The sequence below is a fragment of the Streptomyces sp. NPDC057002 genome, from assembly GCF_042673825.1.
Lineage (GTDB): Bacteria > Actinomycetota > Actinomycetes > Streptomycetales > Streptomycetaceae > Streptomyces.
On sequence record NZ_JBHURZ010000004.1, the window covers coordinates 549,572 to 571,802 of the forward strand.

At 70.3% G+C, this 22,231-nt stretch carries 18 protein-coding genes; 7 read left to right on the forward strand and 11 right to left on the reverse strand.

The genetic code is table 11. From position 1 onward, the window contains the following. Positions 1-44: 44 nt before the first annotated feature. A complete protein-coding gene (locus ACFT32_RS22515; protein ID WP_382491957.1) occupies positions 45-1,871 on the forward strand; it encodes an acyl-CoA dehydrogenase in 1,827 nt (608 codons plus the stop codon). A 116-nt stretch (positions 1,872-1,987) separates the two neighbouring features. Here ACFT32_RS22515 and ACFT32_RS22520 read toward each other — a convergent pair whose 3' ends face one another. Next, positions 1,988-3,190, reverse strand: coding sequence for an RNA-guided endonuclease InsQ/TnpB family protein (locus ACFT32_RS22520; RefSeq protein ID WP_382491959.1), 1,203 nt, complete (start codon positions 3,188-3,190; stop codon positions 1,988-1,990). Between the two features lie 145 nt (positions 3,191-3,335). On the opposite strand from ACFT32_RS22520, the gene ACFT32_RS22525 reads away from it, so the two are divergent. Both ACFT32_RS22525 and ACFT32_RS22530 read left to right on the forward strand, forming a co-directional pair. Then, the gene (locus ACFT32_RS22525; protein WP_382491962.1) at positions 3,336-4,634 is read left to right on the forward strand and encodes a M18 family aminopeptidase; all 1,299 of its coding nucleotides are present in this window, start codon (positions 3,336-3,338) and stop codon (positions 4,632-4,634) included. A gap of 87 nt (positions 4,635-4,721) precedes the next feature. After that, complete coding sequence (locus tag ACFT32_RS22530) at positions 4,722-4,976, forward strand: DUF6458 family protein (RefSeq protein ID WP_382491964.1); 255 nt, start codon at positions 4,722-4,724, stop codon at positions 4,974-4,976. A 12-nt stretch (positions 4,977-4,988) separates the two neighbouring features. Here ACFT32_RS22530 and ACFT32_RS22535 read toward each other — a convergent pair whose 3' ends face one another. Beyond that, a complete protein-coding gene (locus ACFT32_RS22535; protein WP_382491967.1) occupies positions 4,989-6,806 on the reverse strand; it encodes an NHL domain-containing thioredoxin family protein in 1,818 nt (605 codons plus the stop codon). Between the two features lie 92 nt (positions 6,807-6,898). Here ACFT32_RS22535 and ACFT32_RS22540 point away from each other — a divergent pair, with 92 nt between their 5' ends. Then, entirely contained in the window at positions 6,899-7,390 is a 492-nt protein-coding gene (locus ACFT32_RS22540) for an LURP-one-related/scramblase family protein (RefSeq protein WP_382491970.1), read from the forward strand. Positions 7,391-7,408: 18 nt separating this feature from the next. Here the strand turns inward: ACFT32_RS22540 and ACFT32_RS22545 are convergent, their stop codons facing one another. Further along, complete coding sequence (locus tag ACFT32_RS22545; protein WP_382491972.1) at positions 7,409-8,206, reverse strand: carbon-nitrogen family hydrolase; 798 nt, start codon at positions 8,204-8,206, stop codon at positions 7,409-7,411. A gap of 193 nt (positions 8,207-8,399) precedes the next feature. On the opposite strand from ACFT32_RS22545, the gene ACFT32_RS22550 reads away from it, so the two are divergent. Further along, the gene (locus ACFT32_RS22550; protein WP_382491974.1) at positions 8,400-9,224 is read left to right on the forward strand and encodes a maleylpyruvate isomerase family mycothiol-dependent enzyme; all 825 of its coding nucleotides are present in this window, start codon (positions 8,400-8,402) and stop codon (positions 9,222-9,224) included. A 192-nt stretch (positions 9,225-9,416) separates the two neighbouring features. Further along, positions 9,417-10,157: an SAM-dependent methyltransferase gene (locus tag ACFT32_RS22555; protein WP_382491976.1), complete on the forward strand. Its 741-nt coding sequence runs from the start codon at positions 9,417-9,419 to the stop codon at positions 10,155-10,157. A gap of 6 nt (positions 10,158-10,163) precedes the next feature. On the opposite strand, the gene ACFT32_RS22560 is transcribed toward ACFT32_RS22555, so the two are convergent. Further along, a complete protein-coding gene (locus ACFT32_RS22560; RefSeq protein ID WP_382491987.1) occupies positions 10,164-11,459 on the reverse strand; it encodes a nitrate/nitrite transporter in 1,296 nt (431 codons plus the stop codon). Continuing rightward, the gene (locus ACFT32_RS22565) at positions 11,456-12,106 is read right to left on the reverse strand and encodes a GntR family transcriptional regulator (protein ID WP_382491990.1); all 651 of its coding nucleotides are present in this window, start codon (positions 12,104-12,106) and stop codon (positions 11,456-11,458) included. Before ACFT32_RS22565 ends, ACFT32_RS22560 begins: the two co-directional genes overlap by 4 nt. A gap of 219 nt (positions 12,107-12,325) precedes the next feature. Between ACFT32_RS22565 and ACFT32_RS22570 the strand changes: the two genes are divergently transcribed. Then, positions 12,326-13,225, forward strand: a complete 900-nt coding sequence (locus tag ACFT32_RS22570) for a D-alanyl-D-alanine carboxypeptidase family protein (protein WP_382491992.1) — start codon at positions 12,326-12,328, stop codon at positions 13,223-13,225. 54 nt (positions 13,226-13,279) lie between these two features. Here the strand turns inward: ACFT32_RS22570 and ACFT32_RS22575 are convergent, their stop codons facing one another. The 6 genes from ACFT32_RS22575 to ACFT32_RS22600 form a co-directional block, all read right to left on the reverse strand. After that, complete coding sequence (locus ACFT32_RS22575; protein WP_382492735.1) at positions 13,280-14,074, reverse strand: hypothetical protein; 795 nt, start codon at positions 14,072-14,074, stop codon at positions 13,280-13,282. A gap of 50 nt (positions 14,075-14,124) precedes the next feature. Then, positions 14,125-16,359, reverse strand: coding sequence for a glycoside hydrolase domain-containing protein (locus ACFT32_RS22580; RefSeq protein WP_382491995.1), 2,235 nt, complete (start codon positions 16,357-16,359; stop codon positions 14,125-14,127). 155 nt (positions 16,360-16,514) lie between these two features. Continuing rightward, on the reverse strand, positions 16,515-17,918 hold the full coding sequence (locus tag ACFT32_RS22585; protein ID WP_382491998.1) for a dihydrolipoamide acetyltransferase family protein: 1,404 nt from the start codon (positions 17,916-17,918) through the stop codon (positions 16,515-16,517). Between the two features lie 10 nt (positions 17,919-17,928). Then, positions 17,929-18,906: an alpha-ketoacid dehydrogenase subunit beta gene (locus ACFT32_RS22590; RefSeq protein ID WP_382492001.1), complete on the reverse strand. Its 978-nt coding sequence runs from the start codon at positions 18,904-18,906 to the stop codon at positions 17,929-17,931. 1 nt (position 18,907) lies between these two features. Then, on the reverse strand, positions 18,908-20,113 hold the full coding sequence (gene pdhA, locus ACFT32_RS22595) for a pyruvate dehydrogenase (acetyl-transferring) E1 component subunit alpha (protein ID WP_382492003.1): 1,206 nt from the start codon (positions 20,111-20,113) through the stop codon (positions 18,908-18,910). A 394-nt stretch (positions 20,114-20,507) separates the two neighbouring features. After that, positions 20,508-22,091: a protein kinase gene (locus tag ACFT32_RS22600; RefSeq protein ID WP_382492006.1), complete on the reverse strand. Its 1,584-nt coding sequence runs from the start codon at positions 22,089-22,091 to the stop codon at positions 20,508-20,510. Positions 22,092-22,231: the final 140 nt, after the last annotated feature.

The window sequence follows — 22,231 nt, forward strand, 5'->3', positions numbered from 1 at the left end:
TCCAGTGCCTCGCCGATCTCTCTACGGAGCCGGGAGCCGTCGCCATGGGGCACTACAAGTCGAATCTCCGCGACATCGAGTTCAACCTCTTCGAAGTACTCGGGCGGGACAAGCTGTACGGCACCGGTCCGTTCGAGGAGATGGACGTCGAGACCGCGAAGAGCATCCTGGAGGAGCTGACCCGCCTCTCGGAGAACGAGCTGGCCGAGTCCTTCATCGACGCCGACCGCAACCCGCCGGTCTTCGACCCGGAGACCAACACCGCGCCGGTCCCGGCGTCCTTCAAGAAGAGCTACCAGGCCTTCATGGACTCCGAGTACTGGCGCCTGGGCCTCCCCGAGGAGATCGGCGGCACCACCTCGCCCCGCTCCCTGATCTGGGCGTACGCCGAGCTGATCCTGGGCGCCAACCCGGCCGTCTGGATGTACTCCTCGGGCCCCGCCTTCGCGGGCATCCTCTTCGAGGAGGGCAACGAGGTCCAGAAGCACATAGCCAAGGTCGCCACGGAGAAGCAGTGGGGCTCCACGATGGTGCTCACCGAGCCCGACGCGGGCTCCGACGTGGGCGCCGGCCGCACCAAGGCCGTGCAGCAGGAGGACGGCTCCTGGCACATCGAGGGCGTGAAGCGCTTCATCACGTCCGGTGAGCACGACATGTCGGAGAACATCCTCCACTACGTGCTGGCCCGCCCCGAGGGCGCCGGCCCCGGCACCAAGGGCCTGTCCCTCTTCCTCGTCCCGAAGTACCTCTTCGACTTCGAGACCGGCGAGCTGGGCGAGCGCAACGGCGCCTACGCCACGAACGTCGAGCACAAGATGGGCCTGAAGGCCTCCAACACCTGCGAGATGACCTTCGGCGACCAGCACCCCGCCAAGGGCTGGCTGATCGGCGACAAGCACGACGGCATCCGCCAGATGTTCCGCATCATCGAGTTCGCCCGCATGATGGTCGGCACGAAGGCGATCTCCACGCTGTCCACGGGCTACCTGAACGCGCTGGAGTACGCCAAGGAGCGCGTCCAGGGCCCGGACCTCGCGAACTTCATGGACAAGACCGCGCCCAAGGTCACCGTCACCCACCACCCCGACGTGCGCCGCTCGCTGATGACGCAGAAGGCGTACGCGGAGGGCATGCGGGCGCTGGTCCTCTACACGGCTTCCGTCCAGGACGAGATCCAGGTCAAGGAGGCCGCGGGCGAGAACGCCTCCGACCTGGAGGCCCTGAACGACCTGCTCCTGCCCATCGTCAAGGGCTACGGCTCCGAGAAGGGCTACGAGCAGCTCGCCCAGTCGCTCCAGACCTTCGGCGGCTCCGGCTTCCTGCAGGAGTACCCGATCGAGCAGTACATCCGGGACTCCAAGATCGACACCCTCTACGAGGGCACCACGGCGATCCAGGGCCAGGACTTCTTCTTCCGGAAGATCGTCCGCAACCAGGGCGCCGCGCTGAACTCCCTCGCCGAGGACATCAAGAAGTTCCTGGCGCTCGGTGAGGGCGGCGAGGAGCTGGCCGGTGCCCGCGAGCACCTCGCGAAGGCCGCCGTCGAGCTGGAGGCGATCGTCGGCCTGATGCTGACCGACCTCGCGGCCACCGAGCAGGACGTCAAGAACATCTACAAGGTGGGCCTGAACACCACCCGCCTGCTGATGGCCTCCGGTGACGTCGTCGTCGGCTACCTGCTGCTCAAGGGCGCGGCGGTCGCCGCCGAGAAGCTGGAGACGGCCTCCGCCAAGGACAAGTCCTTCTACACCGGCAAGATCGCCGCGGCGAGGTTCTTCGCGGCCAACGTCCTGCCGGGCGTCACCGGCGCGCGCAAGCTCGCCGAGGGTGTCGAGCTGGACCTGATGGAGCTGGACGAGGCCGCGTTCTAGTCGCCCACGTCATCTGTCCGAGGCCCGCTTCCGTCAGACCGGAAGCGGGCCTCGTCGTCCGTCGGTGGGTGTGTCGTTAAGGTGAACCCTTGGCTTCTCCCTCTCCTGGAGGGTTCTCACGGCTTGCGCTGTGAAGGTTTCTGCTTCGTCGCCGACTGCCCGCTCGGAGTACTCCGTTGAGGTCTTACACCGGCTCCACAGACTGTCACCGCCAGCCCGGCGGCCAGAAGGTTCTTCGCCGCGTTCGCGTCCCGGTCGTGGGTCGTTCCGCAGCCGTCGCACGTCCAGGTGCGCACGTGCAGCGGCATGCTCCGGGCGAGCGCGCCGCAGGCGGAGCACAGCCTGGACGAGGGGAAGAAGCGGTCCACCGCGATCACTTCCCGCCCGTACCAGGCGGCCTTGTACTCCAGAAGGCTTCGGAACTCGGCCCAGGCGGCATCCGAGATGGCGCGGGCCAGGCTCCGGTTCTTGACCATGGTGCGCACGGTCAGGTCCTCGATCACGATCGTTTGGTTCTCACGCACGAGTCGAGTGGTCAGCTTGTGCAGGTGGTCGCGGCGCCGGTCGGCGATCCTGGCGTGGACCTTCGCGACCTTCCTGCGGGCCTTGGCCCGGTTGTTCGACCCCGCTGCCTTGCGGGACAGCTCCCGCTGGGCCTTGGCCAGGCGGGCACGGTCGCGGCGCTCATGACGGAGGTTGGCGATCTTCTCCCCGGTGGAGAGGGTCAACAGATGATCAAGGCCCACATCCACACCGACGGCCTGATCCGTTGCGGGGAGCGGTGTGACGGACGGGTCCTCCACCAGCAGGGACACGAACCAGCGTCCGGCCGCGTCCTGAGAGACGATCACAGTGGACGGTTCCGCGTCCTCGGGCATCGGCCTGGACCAGACGATGTCCAGCGGTTCCGTCATCTTCGCCAGGGTCAGCTTCCCCTGCCGGAAGCGGAATCCGGACGTGGTGTACTCGGCGGACTTCCGGGACTTCTTCCGCGACTTGAAGCGCGGGTACTTCGCTCGCCTGGCGAAGAAGTTCGTGAACGCCGTCTGAAGATGCCGCAAGCACTGCTGCAACGGCACGGACGAAACATCGTTCAGGAAGGCCAGTTCCTCTGTCTTCTTCCACGCGGTCAGCAGGGCCGAGGTCTGGTTGTAGTTCACGCGCTCCTGACGCGCCCACGCCTCGGTGCGGGCCGCGAGGGCCATGTTGTAGACCTTCCGCACACAGCCGAACGTGCGCGACAGCTCGGCTGCCTGCGCATCAGTCGGATAGAAGCGGTACTTGAACGCCCGCTTCACGCACACTGTGGGCACGCTCACAAACTAGCACCCCAGTAAGTAAAGACCCACCTGCGGTACGGAGTACCATGATTCGCCCCGACGGCACGTCACAGCTCCCTGCCTGTTCCGCAGGAGTCCGATTTCTCCTCCGCCTGAAGGCGGGGGTCTCCTCGGAGGCATCTGAATGAGCGAACCAGCCCGCTTCGACCGCGGCCACACCGACGACCTCATGACCTTCCTGGCGGCGAGCCCGTCGCCGTACCACGCCGTGGCGACCGCCGCCGAGCGGCTGGAGAAGGCGGGCTTCCGGCAGGTCGCGGAGACGGACGCCTGGGACGGTACGCACGGCGGCAAGTACGTGCTGCGCGGCGGCGCGATCGTCGCCTGGTACGTGCCGGAGGGCGCCACGCCCCACACGCCGTTCCGGATCGTCGGCGCCCACACCGACTCCCCCAACCTGCGCGTCAAGCCGCTGCCCGACAGCGGGGCGCACGGCTGGCGCCAGGTGGCCGTGGAGATCTACGGCGGACCGCTGCTCAACTCCTGGCTGGACCGCGACCTGGGCCTCGCCGGCCGGCTGACCCTGCGCGACGGCTCGACGCGCCTGGTCAACATCGACCGGCCGCTGCTGCGCGTCCCGCAGCTCGCCATCCACCTGGACCGCTCGGTGACGGCGGACGGGCTCAAGCTCGACAAGCAACGGCACCTGCAGCCGGTCTGGGGCCTGGGCAACGATGTGCGCGACGGCGACCTGATCGCCTTCCTGGAGGAGACGGCCGGCCTCCCCGCGGGCGAGGTCACCGGCTGGGACCTGATGACGCACTCCGTGGAACCGCCCGCCTACCTGGGCCGCGACCGCGAACTGCTGGCGGGCCCGCGCATGGACAACCTGCTCTCGGTGCACGCCGGCACGGCGGCTCTCGCGGCCGTGGCCTCCGGTGCGTCGAAGCCGGTCTCCATCCCGGTCCTGGCCGCCTTCGACCACGAGGAGAACGGCTCCCAGTCCGACACGGGCGCGGACGGGCCGCTGCTCGGCAACGTGCTGGAGCGTTCGGTGTTCGCGCGCGGCGGCTCCCTCGAGGACCGGGCCCGCGCCTTCGCCGGCACGGTCTGTCTGTCCTCCGACACGGGTCACGCCGTCCACCCCAACTACGCGGAGCGGCACGACCCGACGCACCACCCGCGCGTCAACGGCGGCCCGATCCTCAAGGTCAACGTCAACAACCGCTACGCCACGGACGGTTCGGGACGCGCCGAGTTCGCGGCGGCCTGCGAGCAGGCGGGCGTGCCCTTCCAGTCCTTCGTCTCCAACAACTCCATGCCCTGCGGCACCACGATCGGCCCGATCACCGCCGCCCGGCACGGCATCAGGACCGTCGACATCGGCGTGGCCATCCTGTCGATGCACAGCGCCCGCGAACTGTGCGGCGCCGACGACCCGTTCCTCCTGGCGAACGCGCTCACCGCGTTCCTGGAGAGGTAGAACGGGCCGTCACCGCATGGGTGTTCCCCACCGGGGTACCCGGGGTGCGGACCGGAAGGACCGGACCGTACAGGGAGGCGACACAACATGGGCCTCGGCGGATGCATCATCCTCATCGCCGTGGGAGCCATCCTCACGTTCGCGACCGACTGGGACATGCAGGGGGTCAACCTCGACCTGGTCGGCATCATCCTGATGATCGTCGGACTGATCGGTGTCACCACGTTCAGCAGTATCGCCAGGCGCCGCCGCGTGGTGGTGCCCCCGACGACGCCCGGCGTCGTCCAGGACCCGGCGGTGCACCACCGCCGCGACGGCTACAGCGACGGGTACGGGGTGTGACGCGCCGACACATCAGGCATCCATCCCGGCCAGCACCAGCGGCAGCCGGTCCGCCCCCGTCTCGGTGAGGCGGACGGGTACGCCCCAGTCCTGCTGGTGGACGTGACAGGCGGGATACTCGTTCGACGGGTCGTCGTCGCAGGAGGCGGCCATCGCGGAGACGTGCAGTACACCCTCCTCAACGGCAGGGTCGAGTTCGAGGGCGCGGGAGAGGTCTGTTCCCGCGCCCTCGCCGCTGCGCAGCAGCTCCGGCGGGGTGGCCGAGACGAGAAGGCGTGTCGAGGGACCGTAGCGGGTGTCCAGCTTCTGGCCCGCCGGGGCCTGGAAGATCACGTCCAGTTGGAGCCGCCCGGCGGTGACCTCGGTGGCCTCCCGCCTCGTGCGGTGGGCCACGTCCGGCACCCGCACCGCTTCCTCGGGCAGCCGCAGCCGGGTCAGCCGGTGCCGGGCCGACTCCACGACCACGATGTCGTCGCCGGCGAGCACCGCGTCGCTGGGCTCGCGCAAGTCCGTGGCCAGGGTCGTCACCTCGCCGGTCGCCGGGTCGTAGCGGCGCAGGGCGTGGTTGTACGTGTCGCTGACCGCGACCGAACCGTCCGGCAGCGCGGTGACACCCAACGGGTGCTGCAGCAGGGCCTGCTCCGCCGCGCCGTCCCGGTGCCCGAAGTCGAACAGGCCGGTGCCGACGGCCGTGTGGACGGAACCGTCCGGCTCCACCCAGCGCAGGGCCGATGTCTCGGAGTCGGCGAGCCAGAGCCGCTCCGGTGTCGCGGCCAGCCCGGACGGCTGTGCGAACCAGGCCTCGCCGCCCGGCCCGTCGACCAGCCCCTCGTTGGTCGTACCGGCCGTGACGGCCACCGTCCCCTCGACCGGGTCGTACGCCCACAGCTGGTGCACACCGGCCATGGCGATCCATACTTTCCCCTGCCACCAGGCGACGTCCCAGGGGGAGGAGAGGTCGACCTCGCGGGCCGGGCCCGAGGCGGGTGAGCCCTGCCACCACTGCCGGCCCGTGCCGGCGAGGGTGGTGACCTCGCCGGTGGCGAGGTCCAGCCGCCGCAGCGCGTGATTGACGGTGTCGGCGACGACCACGGAGCCGTCGTCGAGGAGCGCGAGCCCCTGCGGCTCGTTGAGGGCGGCCTCGTCGGCGGAGCCGTCAACGAACCCACGCGCACCCGAACCGATCCTGCGCACCACGCTCTCCCCGTCCTCGGCGAGCTCCACCAGCTGATGGCGGGTGGTGTCGCTGACCAGGAAGTTCCCCGACGGCAGCGGCACGGCCTTCCCCGGGAACCGCAGCACCGTCGGCTCCGGCTCCGGCGCCACATACGGCCCGTCCCCGCGCCGCAGCGTCCCCTTCGCCGCGTGCTCGGTCTCCAGCTCCGCCACCAGCCGCTCGATGGCGTGCACATGCCCCTCACCGGCATGCTGCGCGACCACGTATCCCTCGGGGTCGATCACCACGAGCGTCGGCCAGGCCCGCACGGCGTACTGCTTCCAGGTCGCGAGCTCCGGGTCGTCGAGCACCGGATGCTCCACCCCGTACCGCTCCACCGCGTCCACCACGGCCTGATGCTCGGCCTCGTGCACGAACTTCGGCGAGTGCACCCCGATCACGACGACCGTGTCCCGATGCTTCTCCTCGAGCTCCCGGAGCTCGTCCAGAACGTGCAGGCAGTTCACGCAACAAAACGTCCAGAAGTCCAGGATGACGATGCGTCCCCGCAGGTCGGCGAGGGTGTACTGCTGCCCGCCCGTGTTCAGCCAGCCGCCCTTGCCGATCAGCTCGGGGGCGCGGACGCGGGCGCGTCGGGGTGCGGAGTGATCCATCCCTCCAGGGTGCCATCCGTCACTGACAGCCGACTCAGCCCGTCGGCCTATCGGCGGCGTTTCAAAACGGGCCGCGGGGAAGCCCTGGTTTCATGAGATTCCTCGTGTACGACCGGCTCCTCGGCTTCGGTGACGACTACTGGATCGAGGACGAGCGCGGCAGCAAGGTGTTCCTCGTCGACGGCAAGGCGCTGCGGGTGCGGGACACCTGGGAGCTGAAGGACGCCCAGGGGCGCGTCCTCGTCGACATCCACCAGAAGATGCTCGCCCTGCGCGACACGATGGTGCTCCAGCGGGCCGGGGAGCCGCTGGCGACCATCCGCAGGAAACGGCTGTCCCTGTTGCGCAACCACTACCGGGTGTCCCTGGCCGACGGCAACGAACTGGACGTCAGCGGCAAGATCCTCGACCGGGAGTTCGCCGTCGAGTACGACGGGGAGCTGCTCGCGGTGATCTCCCGGCGCTGGCTGACCCTGCGGGACACCTACGGCGTGGACGTCGTCCGCGAGGACGCCGATCCGGCGCTGCTGATCGCCGTGGCGGTGTGCGTCATCCACCTGGCGGAGAAGGAGCGGGAGGACTGAGAGCGGGCCCCCCGGCTGTCAGGGCCTGCGCGGGGGCTCCAGTCCCAGCAGCCGGTCCTTCAGCGCCGGGAACTGCTCCCGCGTCGTCGCGATCTTCCCCGGGTCGAACTCCACCGTGAGGACCTCCTCGTCGGCGCCGGCCCGGGCCAGCACCTCGCCCCAGGGGTCGACCACGATCGAGTGACCGGCCTGCGGAACTCCGGCGTGCGTCCCGGCCGTTCCACACGCGACGACGAACGACTGGTTCTCGACGGCCCGCGCCTGGGCCAGCAGCGTCCAGTGGGACCGGCGGCGCTCCGGCCAGCCCGCCGACACCACGAGCGTCTCGGCACCGGCGTCGACGAGACCGCGGAAGAGTTCGGGGAAACGGAGGTCGTAGCAGGTGGACAGGCCCAGGACGGTCTCGGGCAGACGCACCGTCACCAGCTCCGCACCCGCGCCCATCAGCACGGCCTCGCCCTTGTCGAAGCCGAAGCGGTGGATCTTGCGGTAGGCGGCGGCCAGATCGCCGGAGGGGGAGAAGACGAGGGAGGTGTTGTAGAGCGGTCCGTCCGGGTCACGCTCGGGGATCGAGCCGGCGTGCAGCCACACGCCCGCGTCGCTCGCGGCCTTCGCCATCGCCTCGTACGTCGGCCCTTCGAGCGGCTCGGCCTCGCGCCCGAACTCCTCGTAGGCGAACGCACCCGTGGTCCACAGCTCCGGCAGGACGACGAGATCGGCACCGGCCTGGTCCCGGACGAGCGACGCCATCCGCCGTCGGCGCGATTCGACCGATTCGCCCTCATCTACGGCGATCTGGATCACAGAGGCGCGCACACTACCACCGTCCTGGCATTCGACCCGTCCACGTGGGCTTCCCCCCGGGCCTACGATCGTCACACGAAAGCACTGCCGGGGTGCCTCACAGCAGCGTAACTTAGCTGCCAAGACACCCGCCGACAGCCGCCACCTCCCACTGGCAACGCCGCCACCACCTGCCCGTGCACCGACCGCCGAGGGGTCCCGTTCCGTGAGTCTGCATCCCACCCTCCAGCCCTACGCCGACGCCTGGACCCACTCCATCGATGCGATATCCGAGCTGCTCCAGCCGCTCGCGGAGGCCGAGTGGAACCGGCGGACGCCGTGCCCCGGGTGGTCGGTGCGGGACGTGGTCTCCCATGTCATCGGCCTGGACTGCGAGATGCTCGGCGACCCGCGCCCCATCCACACACTGCCGCGCGACCTCTTCCACGTGACGAACGACCACCAGCGCTACATGGAGATGCAGGTCGACGTCCGCCGCCACCACACGGCCCCGGAGATGACCTCCGAGCTGGAGTACGTGATCATCCGCCGCAACCGCCAGCTGCGGAACGAGTCGCGTGACCCGGGCACCAAGGTGCGCGGCCCGCTCGGCACGGAGCTGACCCTCGAGGAGTCCATGCGCCGGCACGCCTTCGACGTGTGGATGCACGAGCAGGACCTGCGCACCGCCCTCGGCCGGCCCGGCAACCTCGACTCCCCCGGCGCGCACGTCGCCCGTGACGTGCTGCTCTCCGAACTCCCGCGCGTGGTCGCCGAGAACGCCCAGGCGCCGCGCAGCTCGGCCGTCGTCTTCGATGTGCACGGCCCCATCGAGTTCCTGCGCACGATCCGCGTCGACATCCAGGGCCGAGGCACCCTCGAAACGGCCCCCGCCCTCGGCCCCGCCGCGACCCTCACCCTCGACTGGGAGACCTACGTCCGCCTGGCCTGCGGCCGCGTGACGCCGGAGGCGGTGTCCGACCGCCTCAAGACAGAGGGCGACCCGGACCTGACGGCGGCGATCCTGCGCAACTTCACGGTGACGCAGTAGGCCCGCCCTAGCTGCGGGCAATCGTGCCGCTGGGGCGGCACGGGTGGGCGGTGGGGGTCCCCCCGCTCGAGCGAAGCCGAGAGTGGGGGGACCCCGCTCCGCCGGGCTGCGCACCCACCCGGCCCCAGCCCCGACTCCCCGGGCCGGAAAACCCCATGCCGCAGTCCCGCCACCCCCCGTAGCGTCCCGCCCATGACCACCACGCCACCCCGCCACACCCGACTCACCTTCCACGGCCCGCTGTCCGAAACACGGGCCGACCGACTCGTCACACGCCTGGCCGCCAACACCCCCACCACCGTCCTCGACATCGGCTGCGGCTGGGCCGAACTCATGCTCCGCATCCTGACCACCGCCCCCGAAGCCACCGGCACCGGCATAGACATCGACACGGAAGCCCTGGCCCGGGGCCGCCGGTCCGCCACGGCACGCGGCCTGGCCGACCGGGTCCGTCTCGTCGAGGGGTCCGCCACCGAGACCCCCCTCGACCCCGCCGACCTCGTCCTGTGCCTGGGCGCGAGCCAAGCCCTCGGCGACCGGCTCCCCGAGGCCCTGAAGGAACTCCGCCGGCTCGTCGCCGACGGCGGTCGTGTCCTGCTCGGCGAAGGGTTCTGGCAGCGCACCCCGACCGAGGCCGAACTGTCCGGGATGTGGCCGGACGCCTCCGTCACCGACCACCACGGCCTCGCGACCCTCGTGGACCTGGCGATCGAGGCCGGGTTCAGGCCGGAGTGGACGGAGACCGCGAGCCTCGACGAGTGGGAGGAGTTCGAGTCGGCGTATCTCGCGGACGTCGAGGTGTGGCTCGCCGGGCACCCCGGGCACCCGCTCGCGGCCGAGACCAGGGAGCGCGCGGACCGGCACCGTGCCCGGTGGCTGACGTACCGCGGCGTCCTGGGACTGGCCTATCTCACCCTCGTACCGGCCGCCTGACCCACGTCATGCCGGGACGTGCACCGTCTCGACCCGGCTCGCCACCAGGCGTTCCCGCTCGCGCCGGATGGCACGCTTGCGCAGGCGCAGGATCTGGGTGACCCCGAGGGCCTGGAGCACGAACACCGCCGAGAAAGCCACGGTGTAGTCGTCGCCGGTGGCGTCCAGCAGGACACCGACGGCGAACAGCGTGGTCATGGAGGCCACGAAGCCGCCCATGTTGGTGATGCCGGAGGCCGTGCCCTGCCGCTCGGGCGGGTTCGCCGGGCGGGCGAAGTCGAAGCCGATCATCGACGCGGGCCCGCACGCCCCGAGGACCGTGCACAGCACGATCAGCAGCCACATCGGGGCGTGCTCGCCGGGGTAGGCCAGCGTCGCCGCCCACAGGGCCGCCGTCGTGCCGACCGTGCCGAGCGCGATGGGCAGCCGCGCCTCGTGGTGCCGGGCGACGATCTGGCCGTAGACCATGCCGACACCCATGTTCGACAGCACGACGAGCGTGAGGAGTTCACCGGCGGTGGCGCGGGACAGCCCCTGTGCCTGGACCAGGAACGGCAGGCCCCACAGCAGCAGGAAGACCATCGCCGGGAACTGGGTGGTGAAGTGCACCCACATCCCGAGCCGTGTCCCCGGCTCCCGCCAGGAGGCGGCGATCTGGCGTCGTACGTAGGCCGCGCCCTGGTGCGGGAGCGGATCCGGCTCGTGGCCCTCCGGGTGGTCCTTCAGGAACAGCAGCACCAGCACGAACACCACGGCTCCGGCGACCGCGCTGCCCGCGAAGGCCGCGGTCCAGCCGATGCCGTGCAGCAGCCGGGCCAGGACGAGCGTGGAGACGAGGTTGCCCGCCATGCCCACCAGGCCCGCGAACTGGGCGACGAGCGGCCCGCGCCGGGCCGGGAACCACCGGGTGCCCAGCCGCAGCACGCTGATGAAGGTCAGTGCGTCGCCGCAGCCGAGCAGCGCCCGGGAGGCGAGAGCCATGCCGTACGACGGGGAGAACGCGAAGCCGAGCTGCCCGGCGGTGAACAGCACCGCGCCGAGCGCCAGCACCTTCTTGGTGCCGAGCCGGTCGACGAGCAGGCCGACGGGTATCTGCATGCCGGCGTAGACCAGCAGCTGGAGGATGGAGAAGGTGGACAGGGCCGAGGCGTTGACGTGGAAGCGGTCGGCGGCGTCGAGGCCGGCCACGCCCAGGGACGTGCGGAAGATGACCGCGACGAAGTAGACCGAGACGCCCGTGCCCCAGACGGCCAGGGCCCGGCGGCCGCCCGGTGGATCGCCCGGCAGTATGCCGGCACTCATCGGACCTCCCCCCGGGCCAGGTGCGAGAACCAGCCGACGTGCCGGTGGACGAGCCCGACGGCCGCCTCGGCGTCCCCGGAGCGCAGCGCTTGAAGGATCTCCTCGTGTTCGGTGAGGGTCTTGGCGATCCGGTCGGGGTGGGAGTGCAGGACGGCGACGCCCATGCGCAGCTGGCGGTCGCGCAGCTGGTCGTAGAGGCGGGAGAGGATCTCGTTGCCGCCGCTGCGGACGATCTCGGCGTGGAAGCAGCGGTCGGTGACGGCGGCCGCGGCCAGGTCTCCGGCGGCGGCCTGCTCCTTCTGCCGGGCGAGGAGCGCTTCGAGGCGCTCGATGAGCCCGGGGGGCGCGGGCACGGCCTTGCGCGCCGCGTGCTCCTCGACGAGCAGCCGGGTCTCCACGACGTCGGCGATCTCCTGCGCGGAGACGGGCAGCACGAGGGCGCCCTTCTTCGGGTAGAGCCTGATCAGCCCTTCGACCTCCAGCCGGAGCAGCGCCTCGCGCACCGGCGTGCGGGAGACGCCGACGGCCTCGGCGAGTTCGCCCTCGGTGAGCAGGGTCCCGCCCTCGTAGCGGCGCTCCAGGACGCCCTGCTTGACGTGGGTGTACACACGGTCGGCGGCGGGAGGGTGCTTCACGGCCAGGGTCATGCCGACAGCATAGATACATCAGGTACGCATGGATGTATCCGTCCAGGATGCGGACTCACGCGGCCTCCAATGTCACACGTCTGTGGCAAAGGGCGGGTCCCCCTCGGCAACGGCACAACCAACTGTGCTAGTTACAAGTCAGACACGTGCGGCTCCCCTTCCCCTCGTCCTCAATTCGGCCGCACGCCTGGGGCATTCAAAGCAATCGGGGTACTTCACTTGATAACCGGCATTAAGGGCACCCGTCTCCGTAGAGCCGCGGCCGTCGCCGTCACCACCGGCGCCATGCTCGCGACCGGAGCCCTCACCGTTGCGCCGGCGCAGGCCGCCACGGCGCCCACCATCGCCGCCAAGGGCGGCTATGTGATGAACAACGCGACCGGCAAGTCGCTCTACACCAAGGCTGCCGACACGCGTCGCTCCACCGGCTCGACCACCAAGATCATGACGGCCCTGGTGGTGCTGAAGCAGTCGAACCTCAACCTGGACAGCAAGGTCACGGTCCAGAAGGCGTACAGCGACTACATCGTCGACAACAACTGGGCGTCGAACGCCAAGCTGATCGTCGGCGACAAGGTCACCGTCCGCCAGCTGCTGTACGGGCTGATGCTGCCGTCCGGCTGCGACGCGGCGTACGCGCTCGCCGACAAGTTCGGCTCGGGCTCGACGCGGGCGGCGCGCGTGAAGTCGTTCATCGGCAAGATGAACACCACGGCCAAGAACCTGGGTCTGAAGAACACCCACTTCGACTCGTTCGACGGCATCGGCAAGGGCAACAACTACTCCACGCCGCGCGACCTGACGAAGATCGCCAGCAACGCCATGAAGAACGCCACGTTCCGCACGGTCGTCAAGACGAAGAAGTACACGGCGAAGACGACCACGAAGTCCGGCGGCACGCGGACCATGGCCGCGTGGGAGAACACCAACCCGCTGCTCGGGAGCTACACCGGCGCCATCGGTGTGAAGACCGGCTCCGGCCCGGAGGCCAAGTACTGCCTGGTCTTCGCCGCCACGCGGAACGGCAAGACGGTCATCGGCACGGTCCTCACCTCGACCAACCTGACCACGCGCAAGACGGACGCGACGAAGCTGCTCAACTACGGCTTCGCCAAGTAGTTCGGGATCGAGCGAAGGGGGCTCACCGCCGATGGCGGTGAGCCCCCTGTCGTGTCAAACGGCGCTCCGCTGACGGCGCTCCAGCGCCCGGGCCGCCTTCCGCCGGCCACCGGCCAGCACGTTCACGGACGAGCCCGCCCCGGCCCCCGGCTCCAGCTGCCAGCCGCGGATCCGCGCCGCGACCCGGGCCAGCCTCTCGTCGCCGGGCCGTACGTCGACGGAGAACAGCGACTCGTCGGGCGTACGGTCGTCGCCGCCCCAGCGGACGACGCCGTCCAGCTCGGCGAGGATGTCGCGGATCACGACCTCCTGCCACGGGAAGAAGCCGCCCCGGGCACCGCGCGGGTGGAAGCCCGGCCGGATCCGTACCGCCGTGCCCGACGCCAGGTTGGACTCCGGCCGGCCTCTGCCGACCTCGGACGGGTCGTGCCAGCCGACGACATCGCCCCGGCGCAGCGCGTCGACCTCGTAGTGGAACCGGCGCACCAGGTGGACGAGCACGGTCTCCACGTCGCCCATCCGCACGGCGACGCCCTTCAGCGGGGTGCCGGGGACGGGCCGGGTGTAGACGGTGCCGCCGTCGTCGGCGACGTTCTCCATCTCCCAGCCGTTGTGGGAGCGCGCACCGGCCCGCACGCGCCGGGTCCGGTCCTGCGCGCTGCGCAGGGCGTCCCGTACGCGGGCCGGAATGGGGTTGTGCGCGTCGGCGTACGCCTGGGACAGCAACTGCGAGACGGGCAGGGCGGCGACGCCCACGGCACCGCCGACGGCGGCGATACGGCCGAGCAGGGCACGACGGGACAGACCGCGGCGGTGCGCGGAGCCCGGGCGGGGCCCTCTGCGAGTGATGCTGGGGATGTGGGGGAGGTTGAGCTTCAACGGTCTCTCATTCCGGCGATTCACGCGTGACGAGCGATGCTGTTGTACTTCTCGAAGATCTGGTAGACGGCCAGGCTCCGGTGCGTCTGGGCCTCGACCTCGGGGTCCCAGGCCCGGTAACGGCGCAGGAGCTCGGTGATCTCGAACTCGGCGAGGTCCAGGCGCATGGACCGCGGGGTGGTGACGCGGTCGCCGGGCGGCAGTTGCCCGCCGGGCCTGCCCCGGGTGCCCCAGAGATGGATCAGGGCCGCGGTGCGCACGCTGAACGCGTTGTCCTTGTTCAGCCGTTGCCACACCGCCCAGAGGTCGGCGTCCTTGCCCGGGTCGCGGTGATCGCCGGTGGCGTATCCCCAGCCGATGCAGTGGTTCCAGGCCTGGATCGCGTCGCCCGCGCCGATCTCGCCGATGCCGGTGGGCGAGTCCTTGACGGAGCCGGAGCCGGTGAGGTGGTGGTCGGCGACCTGCTGGTCGGTGGCCTGGTCGGCGAGGCTGTAGTCGCGCATGGCCCAGTAGACGACCGTCTGGATCAGCGCCTTGCGCATCGAGTACGTGTGCGACAGCTCGGTGATCAGCCCGTCCTGGTCCTGGATCGCGCCGACGGCCTGGGCGTTGGTGTAGAGCCGCGCCTCGCTCCCGATGCCGCCCAGGTCCGGCCGCCCGATCGACCGCATGTACCGCGAGAGGTCGGCCCGCAGGGCGGGCACCTGGCGGGTGTCGAAGGCGACGTCCGGGACGGCGGGCCGCGGCCGGTCGAACGCGCCCTGCCCGGTGTCCCGTCCGGAGGCGATGTCGACGTCCACCTCGAGCTGCCCGTCGCCGGAGCCGAGGGTGCGGATGACGAACTGGTCGTAGGCCCAGTCGCCGGGCAGGGGGCGCCCGGCGTTGCCGTCGAAGCCCGGGGACATGTCGGCCACGAAGCTCGCCGTCGAGCAGCCGGCCGCCCCGACCTGCGCACAGACGTTGCGGGAGCCGTAGACGCCGATCTCGTACGGGTGGCCGGAGTCCGCCATCGCCTCCTTGATGCCCCTGAAGTGAGGCAGGACGTTCGCGGTGATCTCGGTGTCGATCGCGTCGAAGTCGACCGCGAAGAAGATCCGCGTGCCCTTTCTGAAGCCGTGGTCCAGGGCGGCGTTGACCGCCGCGTACCCGGCCGTCCGCCCGGCGACGTAGTCGAAGTCCGAGGCGTCGTTGTTGACGGTCTGGTAGATCGGGAAGCAGCGCAGGCCGTGCCGGGCGATGGTGGCGAGCTCGCCCGGCTGGATGGCCTTCTCGGGCAGGGACGTGGCGCTCGGGTTGGTGAGGTAGCGGCCGACGTACGTGATGCCGGCCGCCTTGAGCGTCGCCGCGCGCTCCGGGGTGACCTTCGCGATCGTGTCGCAGGCCTTCCCCTGCCGCGACTGGTCGCCGTAGGACGCCAGCAGGGAGGCGAAGGTGGCGAAGTCGCCTTCGCCGGTGGCAGGGAGCGCGACGAAGTTCTGGAACGCCCGGACGGCGGCGGCCAGATAGGAGTCGAAGCCGTCGGTGAGGGCGACGGGCCGCCGGTTGACGACCATCCCGGCGGAGAACAACTGAACGTAGACGCCCTGGTCGCCCTGGCGCACGGCGTGCGCCCTCAGGGCCGACTGGGTGCCGGGGCCGAAGTTGCCGTTGGCGGTGCCGTCCGCCATGCCGAGCTCGTACTGCACACCGAGGACCAGCGCCCTGGCCGTGTCCCGGGACACGCGCCCGTCGCAGGCGACGGCGAAGAAGTCCTGCCGTCCGAGGTAGCGGCCGTTGAGCCACCGCTGCACATCACGGACCTGCCGGGTGCCGGAGCCACCGAGGACGTACGAGTCCATCGTCAGCAGCGCCTTGAACACCTTGGGCGTCAAGGCCGCGCCGGGGAGGGCCTGTTCGACGCCCATGTCCGTCTTCAGCTTCGTGACCGCTGCCCGGGTCCGCGCGCCGTACGTGCCGTCCAGGTCGCCGCCGTCGTACCCCTTGCAGTACAGACCTGCCTGGATGACGCGGCAGAAGTCGGGCGAGGGGACCGTGTCCGCGTCGAGCACCGGGTACTTGGCGGTCAGTGTGGAGAGCGTCGTGGGGCCGAAGTTGTCGGACAGCGCCGTGATGCCCAGCTCGTACTGCAGCGCACGGGTCAGGGCGTACATGGTCGCCCAGTCGGCCTCGCCGGTCTCCTCCACGGTGGTGCCGGTACGGCTGCCGTAGACGGAGTTCACGAATCTCTGGGCCTTGAGCACCATGGCGTTGCGCATGGAGAGTGATCGTATGTCCGGCTAAACCGCTTACTGTGCGGTATTTGGGCGGGCTCTGGGGAGCTTCATACGCGCTTCGGTATACGGCCGGCCAACTCTCCGGAGAGACGCCGGCGGCCCCCCGCCCGAGGGCAGGGGGCCGCCGGCGTTTCGGCTCACGCCCAGGTGATCAGACGCTTCGGCTGCTCCAGGATCGCCGCCACGTCCGCCAGGACCTTCGAGCCCAGTTCGCCGTCGACCAAGCGGTGGTCGAAGGAGAGGGCCAGGGTGGTGACCTGGCGGGGCTTCACCTTGCCCTTGTGGACCCACGGCTGGAGCTTGATCGCGCCGACCGCGAGGATCGCGGACTCGCCGGGGTTGAGGATCGGCGTGCCCGTGTCGACGCCGAAGACACCGACGTTGGTGATCGTCACCGTGCCGGCCTGCATGTCCGACGGGGACGTCTTGCCGTCCCTGGCCGTCGACACCAGCTCGCCCAGCGACTCGGCCAGCTGCGGCAGCGTCTTGGCGTGGGCGTCCTTGATGTTCGGGACGATCAGGCCACGCGGGGTCGCGGCCGCGATGCCCAGGTTCACGTAGTGCTTGACCACGATCTCCTGGGCGGCCTCGTCCCAGGACGCGTTGACGTCCGGGTTGCGCCTGATCGCGACGAGCAGGGCCTTGGAGATCAGCAGGAGAGGGTTCACGCGCAGGCCCGCGAACTCCTTGTCCTCCTTCAGCTCCTCGACCAGCTTCATCGTGCGCGTCACGTCGACCGTCACGAACTCCGTGACATGCGGCGCCGTGAACGCCGAGCCGACCATCGCCGCCGCCGTCGCCTTGCGGACACCCTTGACCGGGATACGGGTCTCGCGGGCCGTGTCGTACGACACCACCGCCGGCGCGGGTGCCGGGGCGGCGGGCGCGGGCGCCGCGGGGACCGTCGGCTGCGCGGCCTGCGGCTGGGCCACCGCCCCGTGCACGTCCTCGCGGGTGATGATGCCGTCCGGGCCGGTCGGGACGACCGTCGTCAGATCGACGCCCAGGTCCTTGGCCAGCTTGCGGACCGGGGGCTTGGCCAGCGGGCGTTCCTTGACGGCGGCGGCTGCCGAGGGTGCCGCACCGTGGCCGTTCAGCTCCGTCTGGATCGCGGTCGAGGCCTGCTGGACCGGGACCTCCGGGCCCTTGCGGGGGCGACGGCGGGTGGACGAGGCCGCCACCCCGTAGCCGACCAGGACCGGCTGACGTCCCGAGCCCTCCGCCTTCGGTTCTTCAGTGGCCTGGGGGGCTTCCGCCGGCGGCTCGGCCGGCGCGGCCCCGCCGCTCACGTCGACCGCGATGATCGATGTGCCCACGTCGACCGTGGTGCCCTCGGGGAAGTGCAGATCCCTGACCACACCGTCGTACGGGATGGGCAGCTCGACGGCCGCCTTCGCCGTCTCGACCTCGCACACCACCTGGCCGTCGGTGACCGTGTCGCCGGGCTGGACGAACCACTTGAGGATCTCGGCCTCGGTGAGCCCCTCACCCACGTCCGGCATCTTGAACTCGCGTACGGACGCTTCCGTCATCGTCGTCACGACCCTCTCCTCAGTACGCCAGCGAGCGGTCGACGGCATCCAGCACCCGGTCCAGGTTCGGCAGGTACTCCTCCTCCAGGCGGGCCGGCGGGTACGGCGCGTGGTAGCCGCCGACCCGGAGCACCGGGGCCTCCAGGTGGAAGAAGCAGCGCTCCGTGATCCGCGCCGCGATCTCCGCGCCCGAACCGAAGAACACCGGGGCCTCGTGCACGACGACCAGGCGCCGTGTCTTCTCCACCGACGTCTGGATCGAGTCGAAGTCGAGCGGCGAGACCGAGCGCAGGTCCAGGACCTCGAGGTTCTTGCCCTCCTCGGCGGCCGCGGCCGCGACCTCCTGGCAGAGCTTCACCATCGGGCCGTAGGCGGCCAGGGTGAGGTCGGTGCCCTCGCGGACCACCTGGGCCTTGTGCAGCGGGCCCGGGATCGCCTCCGTGGCGACCTCGCCCTTGTCCCAGTAGCGGCGCTTGGGCTCGAAGAAGATCACCGGGTCGTCGCTCTGGATGGCCTGCTGCATCATCCAGTACGCGTCCGAGGAGTTGGACGGGCTGACGATCTTCAGGCCCGAGACATGCGCGAAGAGCGCCTCGGGGGACTCCGAGTGGTGCTCCACCGCGCCGATGCCGCCGCCGTAGGGGATGCGCACGACGACCGGGAGCTTGACCTTGCCCAGGGAGCGGGCGTGCATCTTCGCGAGCTGAGTGACGATCTGGTCGTAGGCCGGGAAGACGAAGCCGTCGAACTGGATCTCCACCACCGGGCGGTAGCCGCGCAGGGCCAGGCCGATCGCCGTGCCGACGATGCCCGACTCGGCGAGCGGGGTGTCGATGACGCGGCTCTCGCCGAAGTCCTTCTGCAGTCCGTCCGTCACCCGGAAGACGCCGCCCAGCTTGCCGACGTCCTCGCCCATGATCAGGACCTTGGGGTCGGCCTCCAGGGCGTGGCGCAGCGACTCGTTGATCGCCTTGGCGAGTGCCATCTTGTCGGCCATGTCAGTTGCCCCCCTCATCCGCGAACGACGCCTGGTACGCGGCGAACTGGGCGCGCTCCTCGTCGACGAGCGCGTGTCCGTCCGCGTAGACGTTCTCGAAGATCGCGAAGTGGTCCGGGTCCGGCATGGCACGGACCGCCTCGCGCACTCGTTTGCCCAACGCCTCGGACTCGGTCTCCAGTTCCTCGAAGAATCCCTCGTCCGCGTGGTTTGAGGCCTCCAGGAACCGGCGAAGGCGCAGGATCGGGTCCTTGGCCTCCCAGGCCTGGCGCTCCTCGTCGCCCCGGTAGCGGGTCGGGTCGTCGGAGGTGGTGTGGGCGCCCATGCGGTAGGTGAACGCCTCGACGAGGGTCGGACCCTCGCCGGCGCGGGCCCGCTCCAGGGCCCAGCGGGTGACCGCGAGGCAGGCCAGTACGTCGTTGCCGTCCACCCGTACGCCCGGGAAGCCGAAGCCCTGCGCGCGCTGGTAGATCGGGACGCGGGACTGCTTCTCGGTCGGCTCGGAGATGGCCCACTGGTTGTTCTGGCAGAAGAACACGACCGGGGCGTTGTAGACCGCGGAGAAGGTGAACGACTCGGCCACGTCGCCCTGGCTGGAGGCGCCGTCGCCGAAGTAGGCGATCACCGCGCTGTCGGCGCCGTCCTTGGCCACGCCCATCGCGTAGCCGGTGGCGTGCAGCGTCTGGGAGCCGATGACGATCGTGTAGAGCTGGAAGTTGTTGCTGTTCGGGTCCCAGCCGCCGTTGTTCACGCCCCGGAACATGCCGAGCAGGTTGGTCGGGTCCACCCCGCGGCACCAGGCGACGCCGTGCTCGCGATAGGTGGGGAAGACGTAGTCGTCCTCGCGGGTGGCCCGGCCGGAGCCGATCTGGGCGGCCTCCTGGCCGAGCAGCGAGGCCCACAGGCCCAGCTCGCCCTGGCGCTGCAGGGAGGTGGCCTCTGCGTCGAAGCGGCGGGTGAGCACCATGTCGCGGTACAGGCCGCGGAGCTCTTCCGGGGTGACACCGGCGACGTACTTGTCGTACTCGGCGTTCTTGACGCGCTTGCCCTCGGGCGTCAGCAGCTGCACGAGCTGGGGCTCGGCGGCCTTCTTGGCGCCGGCCGCCTTCTTCGCAGGCGTGCGGGTGGTGCCCTTGGTGCCGGTGGTGCCGGCCTTGCTTCCGGCGCTGCGTCGCGATGTGCGCGCGGCAGTGCTCTCCACGGTCACGTGTGCTCCTCCGTCGGTCCGGCCCCCGGGGTTGCCGGTAGGCCAGTGCGGCTCACCTGTTCTCGACCACCGGGCACGGGGTGGGTGCCACTCGGCCGGAACAGGCGTGACAGGTGCCCCGGCGAGCGCCCTGCAACAAGCACGTTACCCAGTGCTCCACATTTCTGTGAAACCCCATCTGACCTGCGATTTTGCTTGGATTTCCAAGTAAATCGGGAAGCCGGGGAAGGGGCCCTGGTCACAGCCTTGCAGGAGGCCGGAGCTACCGCACGTTAACCCGGTGACCCAGGTCACGGGAAGAGTCAACTTGTCGGCGCGCCGAAAACGCCACGCGCGCGTGGATCCCGTTTCGGGGTCCCACGCGCGCGTGAATCGTGTGTTTTCGTTGTGCGGGTCAGCCTTCCGCGCCGCCGACGACGCCGCTCGTGGTGCCCGCGTCCGTGCCGCCCGTGTCGTCCGGCGGCGTCTCCGGGTCCGAAGGCTCCTCGTCCGTCGGCTCGCCGGTCGGCTCGCCGGTCGGCTCCGCGGTGGTCGGCTGGTCCGTCGGCGTCTCGGGAGTACTCGGGGACGGCGTGTAGGACGGGCTGTACGACGGGGTCCATCCGCCGCCGCCGGAGCTCGTGCCGGTACCGTCGTCCGTCGACGTGTCGGTCGGCTCGTCGTCGGTGACCTCGTCGCTCGGCGTCTCGCTGGGGGTCTTCTCCTCGGTCGTCTGCGAGGTGGACGGCGACTTGTTGTCCGCGGGGTCCTTCTTGTCGCCGCCGGTGTTCTGCAGCGCCAGGGCGACACCCGCCGCCACGGCGATCACCGCGAGCACGGCGAGGATCCACAGCTTGCCGCGGCCGCTGCCCTTGTTGCCGCGGCCCTCGAAGCCGCCGTCGTCACCGCCGCCGTAGCCGGCGGGAAGTATCGGCGAGGGGATCTGAGCGGTGCCGGAGACATCGCCGGGGTGGCCCATCACGGCCGTGTGGGCGAAGCCGCCCGACGGGGTGTGCCTGCCCTCGTGCATGTCGACCGGGCCGGTGTTCCAGGTGCCGGTGTGGCCGCCCTGGTCGTAGAGCATCTGGAGCGCGTACTGGACCAGCCCGCGCATCTCCTCGGCCGTCTGGAAGCGGTCGTCGGGCTCCTTGGCGAGGGAGCGCATGACCATGCCGTCCAGCTCCGGCGGGCAGACGTCGGAGGCCTCGGACGGCGGCGTCGGGATGTCCTGTACGTGCTGGTAGACCACCGACAGCGGGGTCTCGCCGGTGAACGGCGGGCGCAGCGAGAGGAGTTCGTAGAGCAGGCAGCCTGTGGCGTACAGGTCGGAGCGGTGGTCGACGGCCTTGCCGAGCGCCTGCTCCGGGGACAGGTACTGGGGGGTGCCCATGACCATGCCGGTCTGCGTCATCGTGGACTGCGCGCCGTGCAGGGCGCGGGCGATGCCGAAGTCCATCACCTTCACGGCGCCGTTGTGCGTGATGATGACGTTGGCGGGCTTGATGTCGCGGTGCACGATGCCGTGCTGGTGCGAGTAGGCGAGCGCCTCCAGGACGCCCGAGACGATGATCAGGGCCTGTTCGGGGCCCGGCGCCTCGGCGTTCAGCAGCAGGTCGCGGATGGTGCGGCCCTCGACCAGCTCCATGACGATGTAGGGGAGCGGCTGGCCGCCGACGATGTCCTCGCCGGAGTCGTACACGGCGACGATCGCGTGGTGGTTGAGGCCCGCCACCGACTGGGCCTCGCGTGTGAAGCGCGCCTTGGACACCGGGTCCTCGGCGAGGTCGGACCGGAGCAGCTTGACAGCGACGGTGCGTCCGAGACGGACGTCCTCGGCCGCGAACACCTCGGCCATGCCACCCCGGCCGAGTCTGCGGGTCAGCCGGTACCGGCCGTCCCCGACCAAACCGCCGTTACCCCAGGCCTCCGGCGCCTCCGACATGCCGCCGCCACTCGCCTCGGGTTCGGACGGGCCCTGAGCGCGCTGCTGCTGTGCCATCAGTCCTCGCCGTCGTTTCTGCCCGCGGTGCGCGCGGTGTTGTTACGGTCTCCGTCGGCCACGCTACAGCCTCCGCGCAAGCCGCCGGTCCGAGACGGGTGCCGGGACCGGCACGGGACGGACGCGCCATGAAACCTTTA

Bases quoted from the DNA above. Each gene is read 5' to 3' on its own strand.
- ACFT32_RS22515 (WP_382491957.1), top strand. From the start codon at position 45: ATGGGGCACTACAAGTCGAATCTCCGCGACATCGAGTTCAACCTCTTC.
- ACFT32_RS22525 (WP_382491962.1), top strand. From the start codon at position 3,336: ATGAGCGAACCAGCCCGCTTCGACCGCGGCCACACCGACGACCTCATG.
- ACFT32_RS22530 (WP_382491964.1), top strand. From the start codon at position 4,722: ATGGGCCTCGGCGGATGCATCATCCTCATCGCCGTGGGAGCCATCCTC.
- ACFT32_RS22535 (WP_382491967.1), bottom strand. From the start codon at position 6,806: ATGGATCACTCCGCACCCCGACGCGCCCGCGTCCGCGCCCCCGAGCTG.
- ACFT32_RS22540 (WP_382491970.1), top strand. From the start codon at position 6,899: ATGAGATTCCTCGTGTACGACCGGCTCCTCGGCTTCGGTGACGACTAC.
- ACFT32_RS22555 (WP_382491976.1), top strand. From the start codon at position 9,417: ATGACCACCACGCCACCCCGCCACACCCGACTCACCTTCCACGGCCCG.
- ACFT32_RS22560 (WP_382491987.1), bottom strand. From the start codon at position 11,459: ATGAGTGCCGGCATACTGCCGGGCGATCCACCGGGCGGCCGCCGGGCC.
- ACFT32_RS22565 (WP_382491990.1), bottom strand. From the start codon at position 12,106: ATGACCCTGGCCGTGAAGCACCCTCCCGCCGCCGACCGTGTGTACACC.
- ACFT32_RS22580 (WP_382491995.1), bottom strand. From the start codon at position 16,359: ATGCGCAACGCCATGGTGCTCAAGGCCCAGAGATTCGTGAACTCCGTC.
- ACFT32_RS22590 (WP_382492001.1), bottom strand. From the start codon at position 18,906: ATGGCCGACAAGATGGCACTCGCCAAGGCGATCAACGAGTCGCTGCGC.
- ACFT32_RS22600 (WP_382492006.1), bottom strand. From the start codon at position 22,091: ATGGCACAGCAGCAGCGCGCTCAGGGCCCGTCCGAACCCGAGGCGAGT.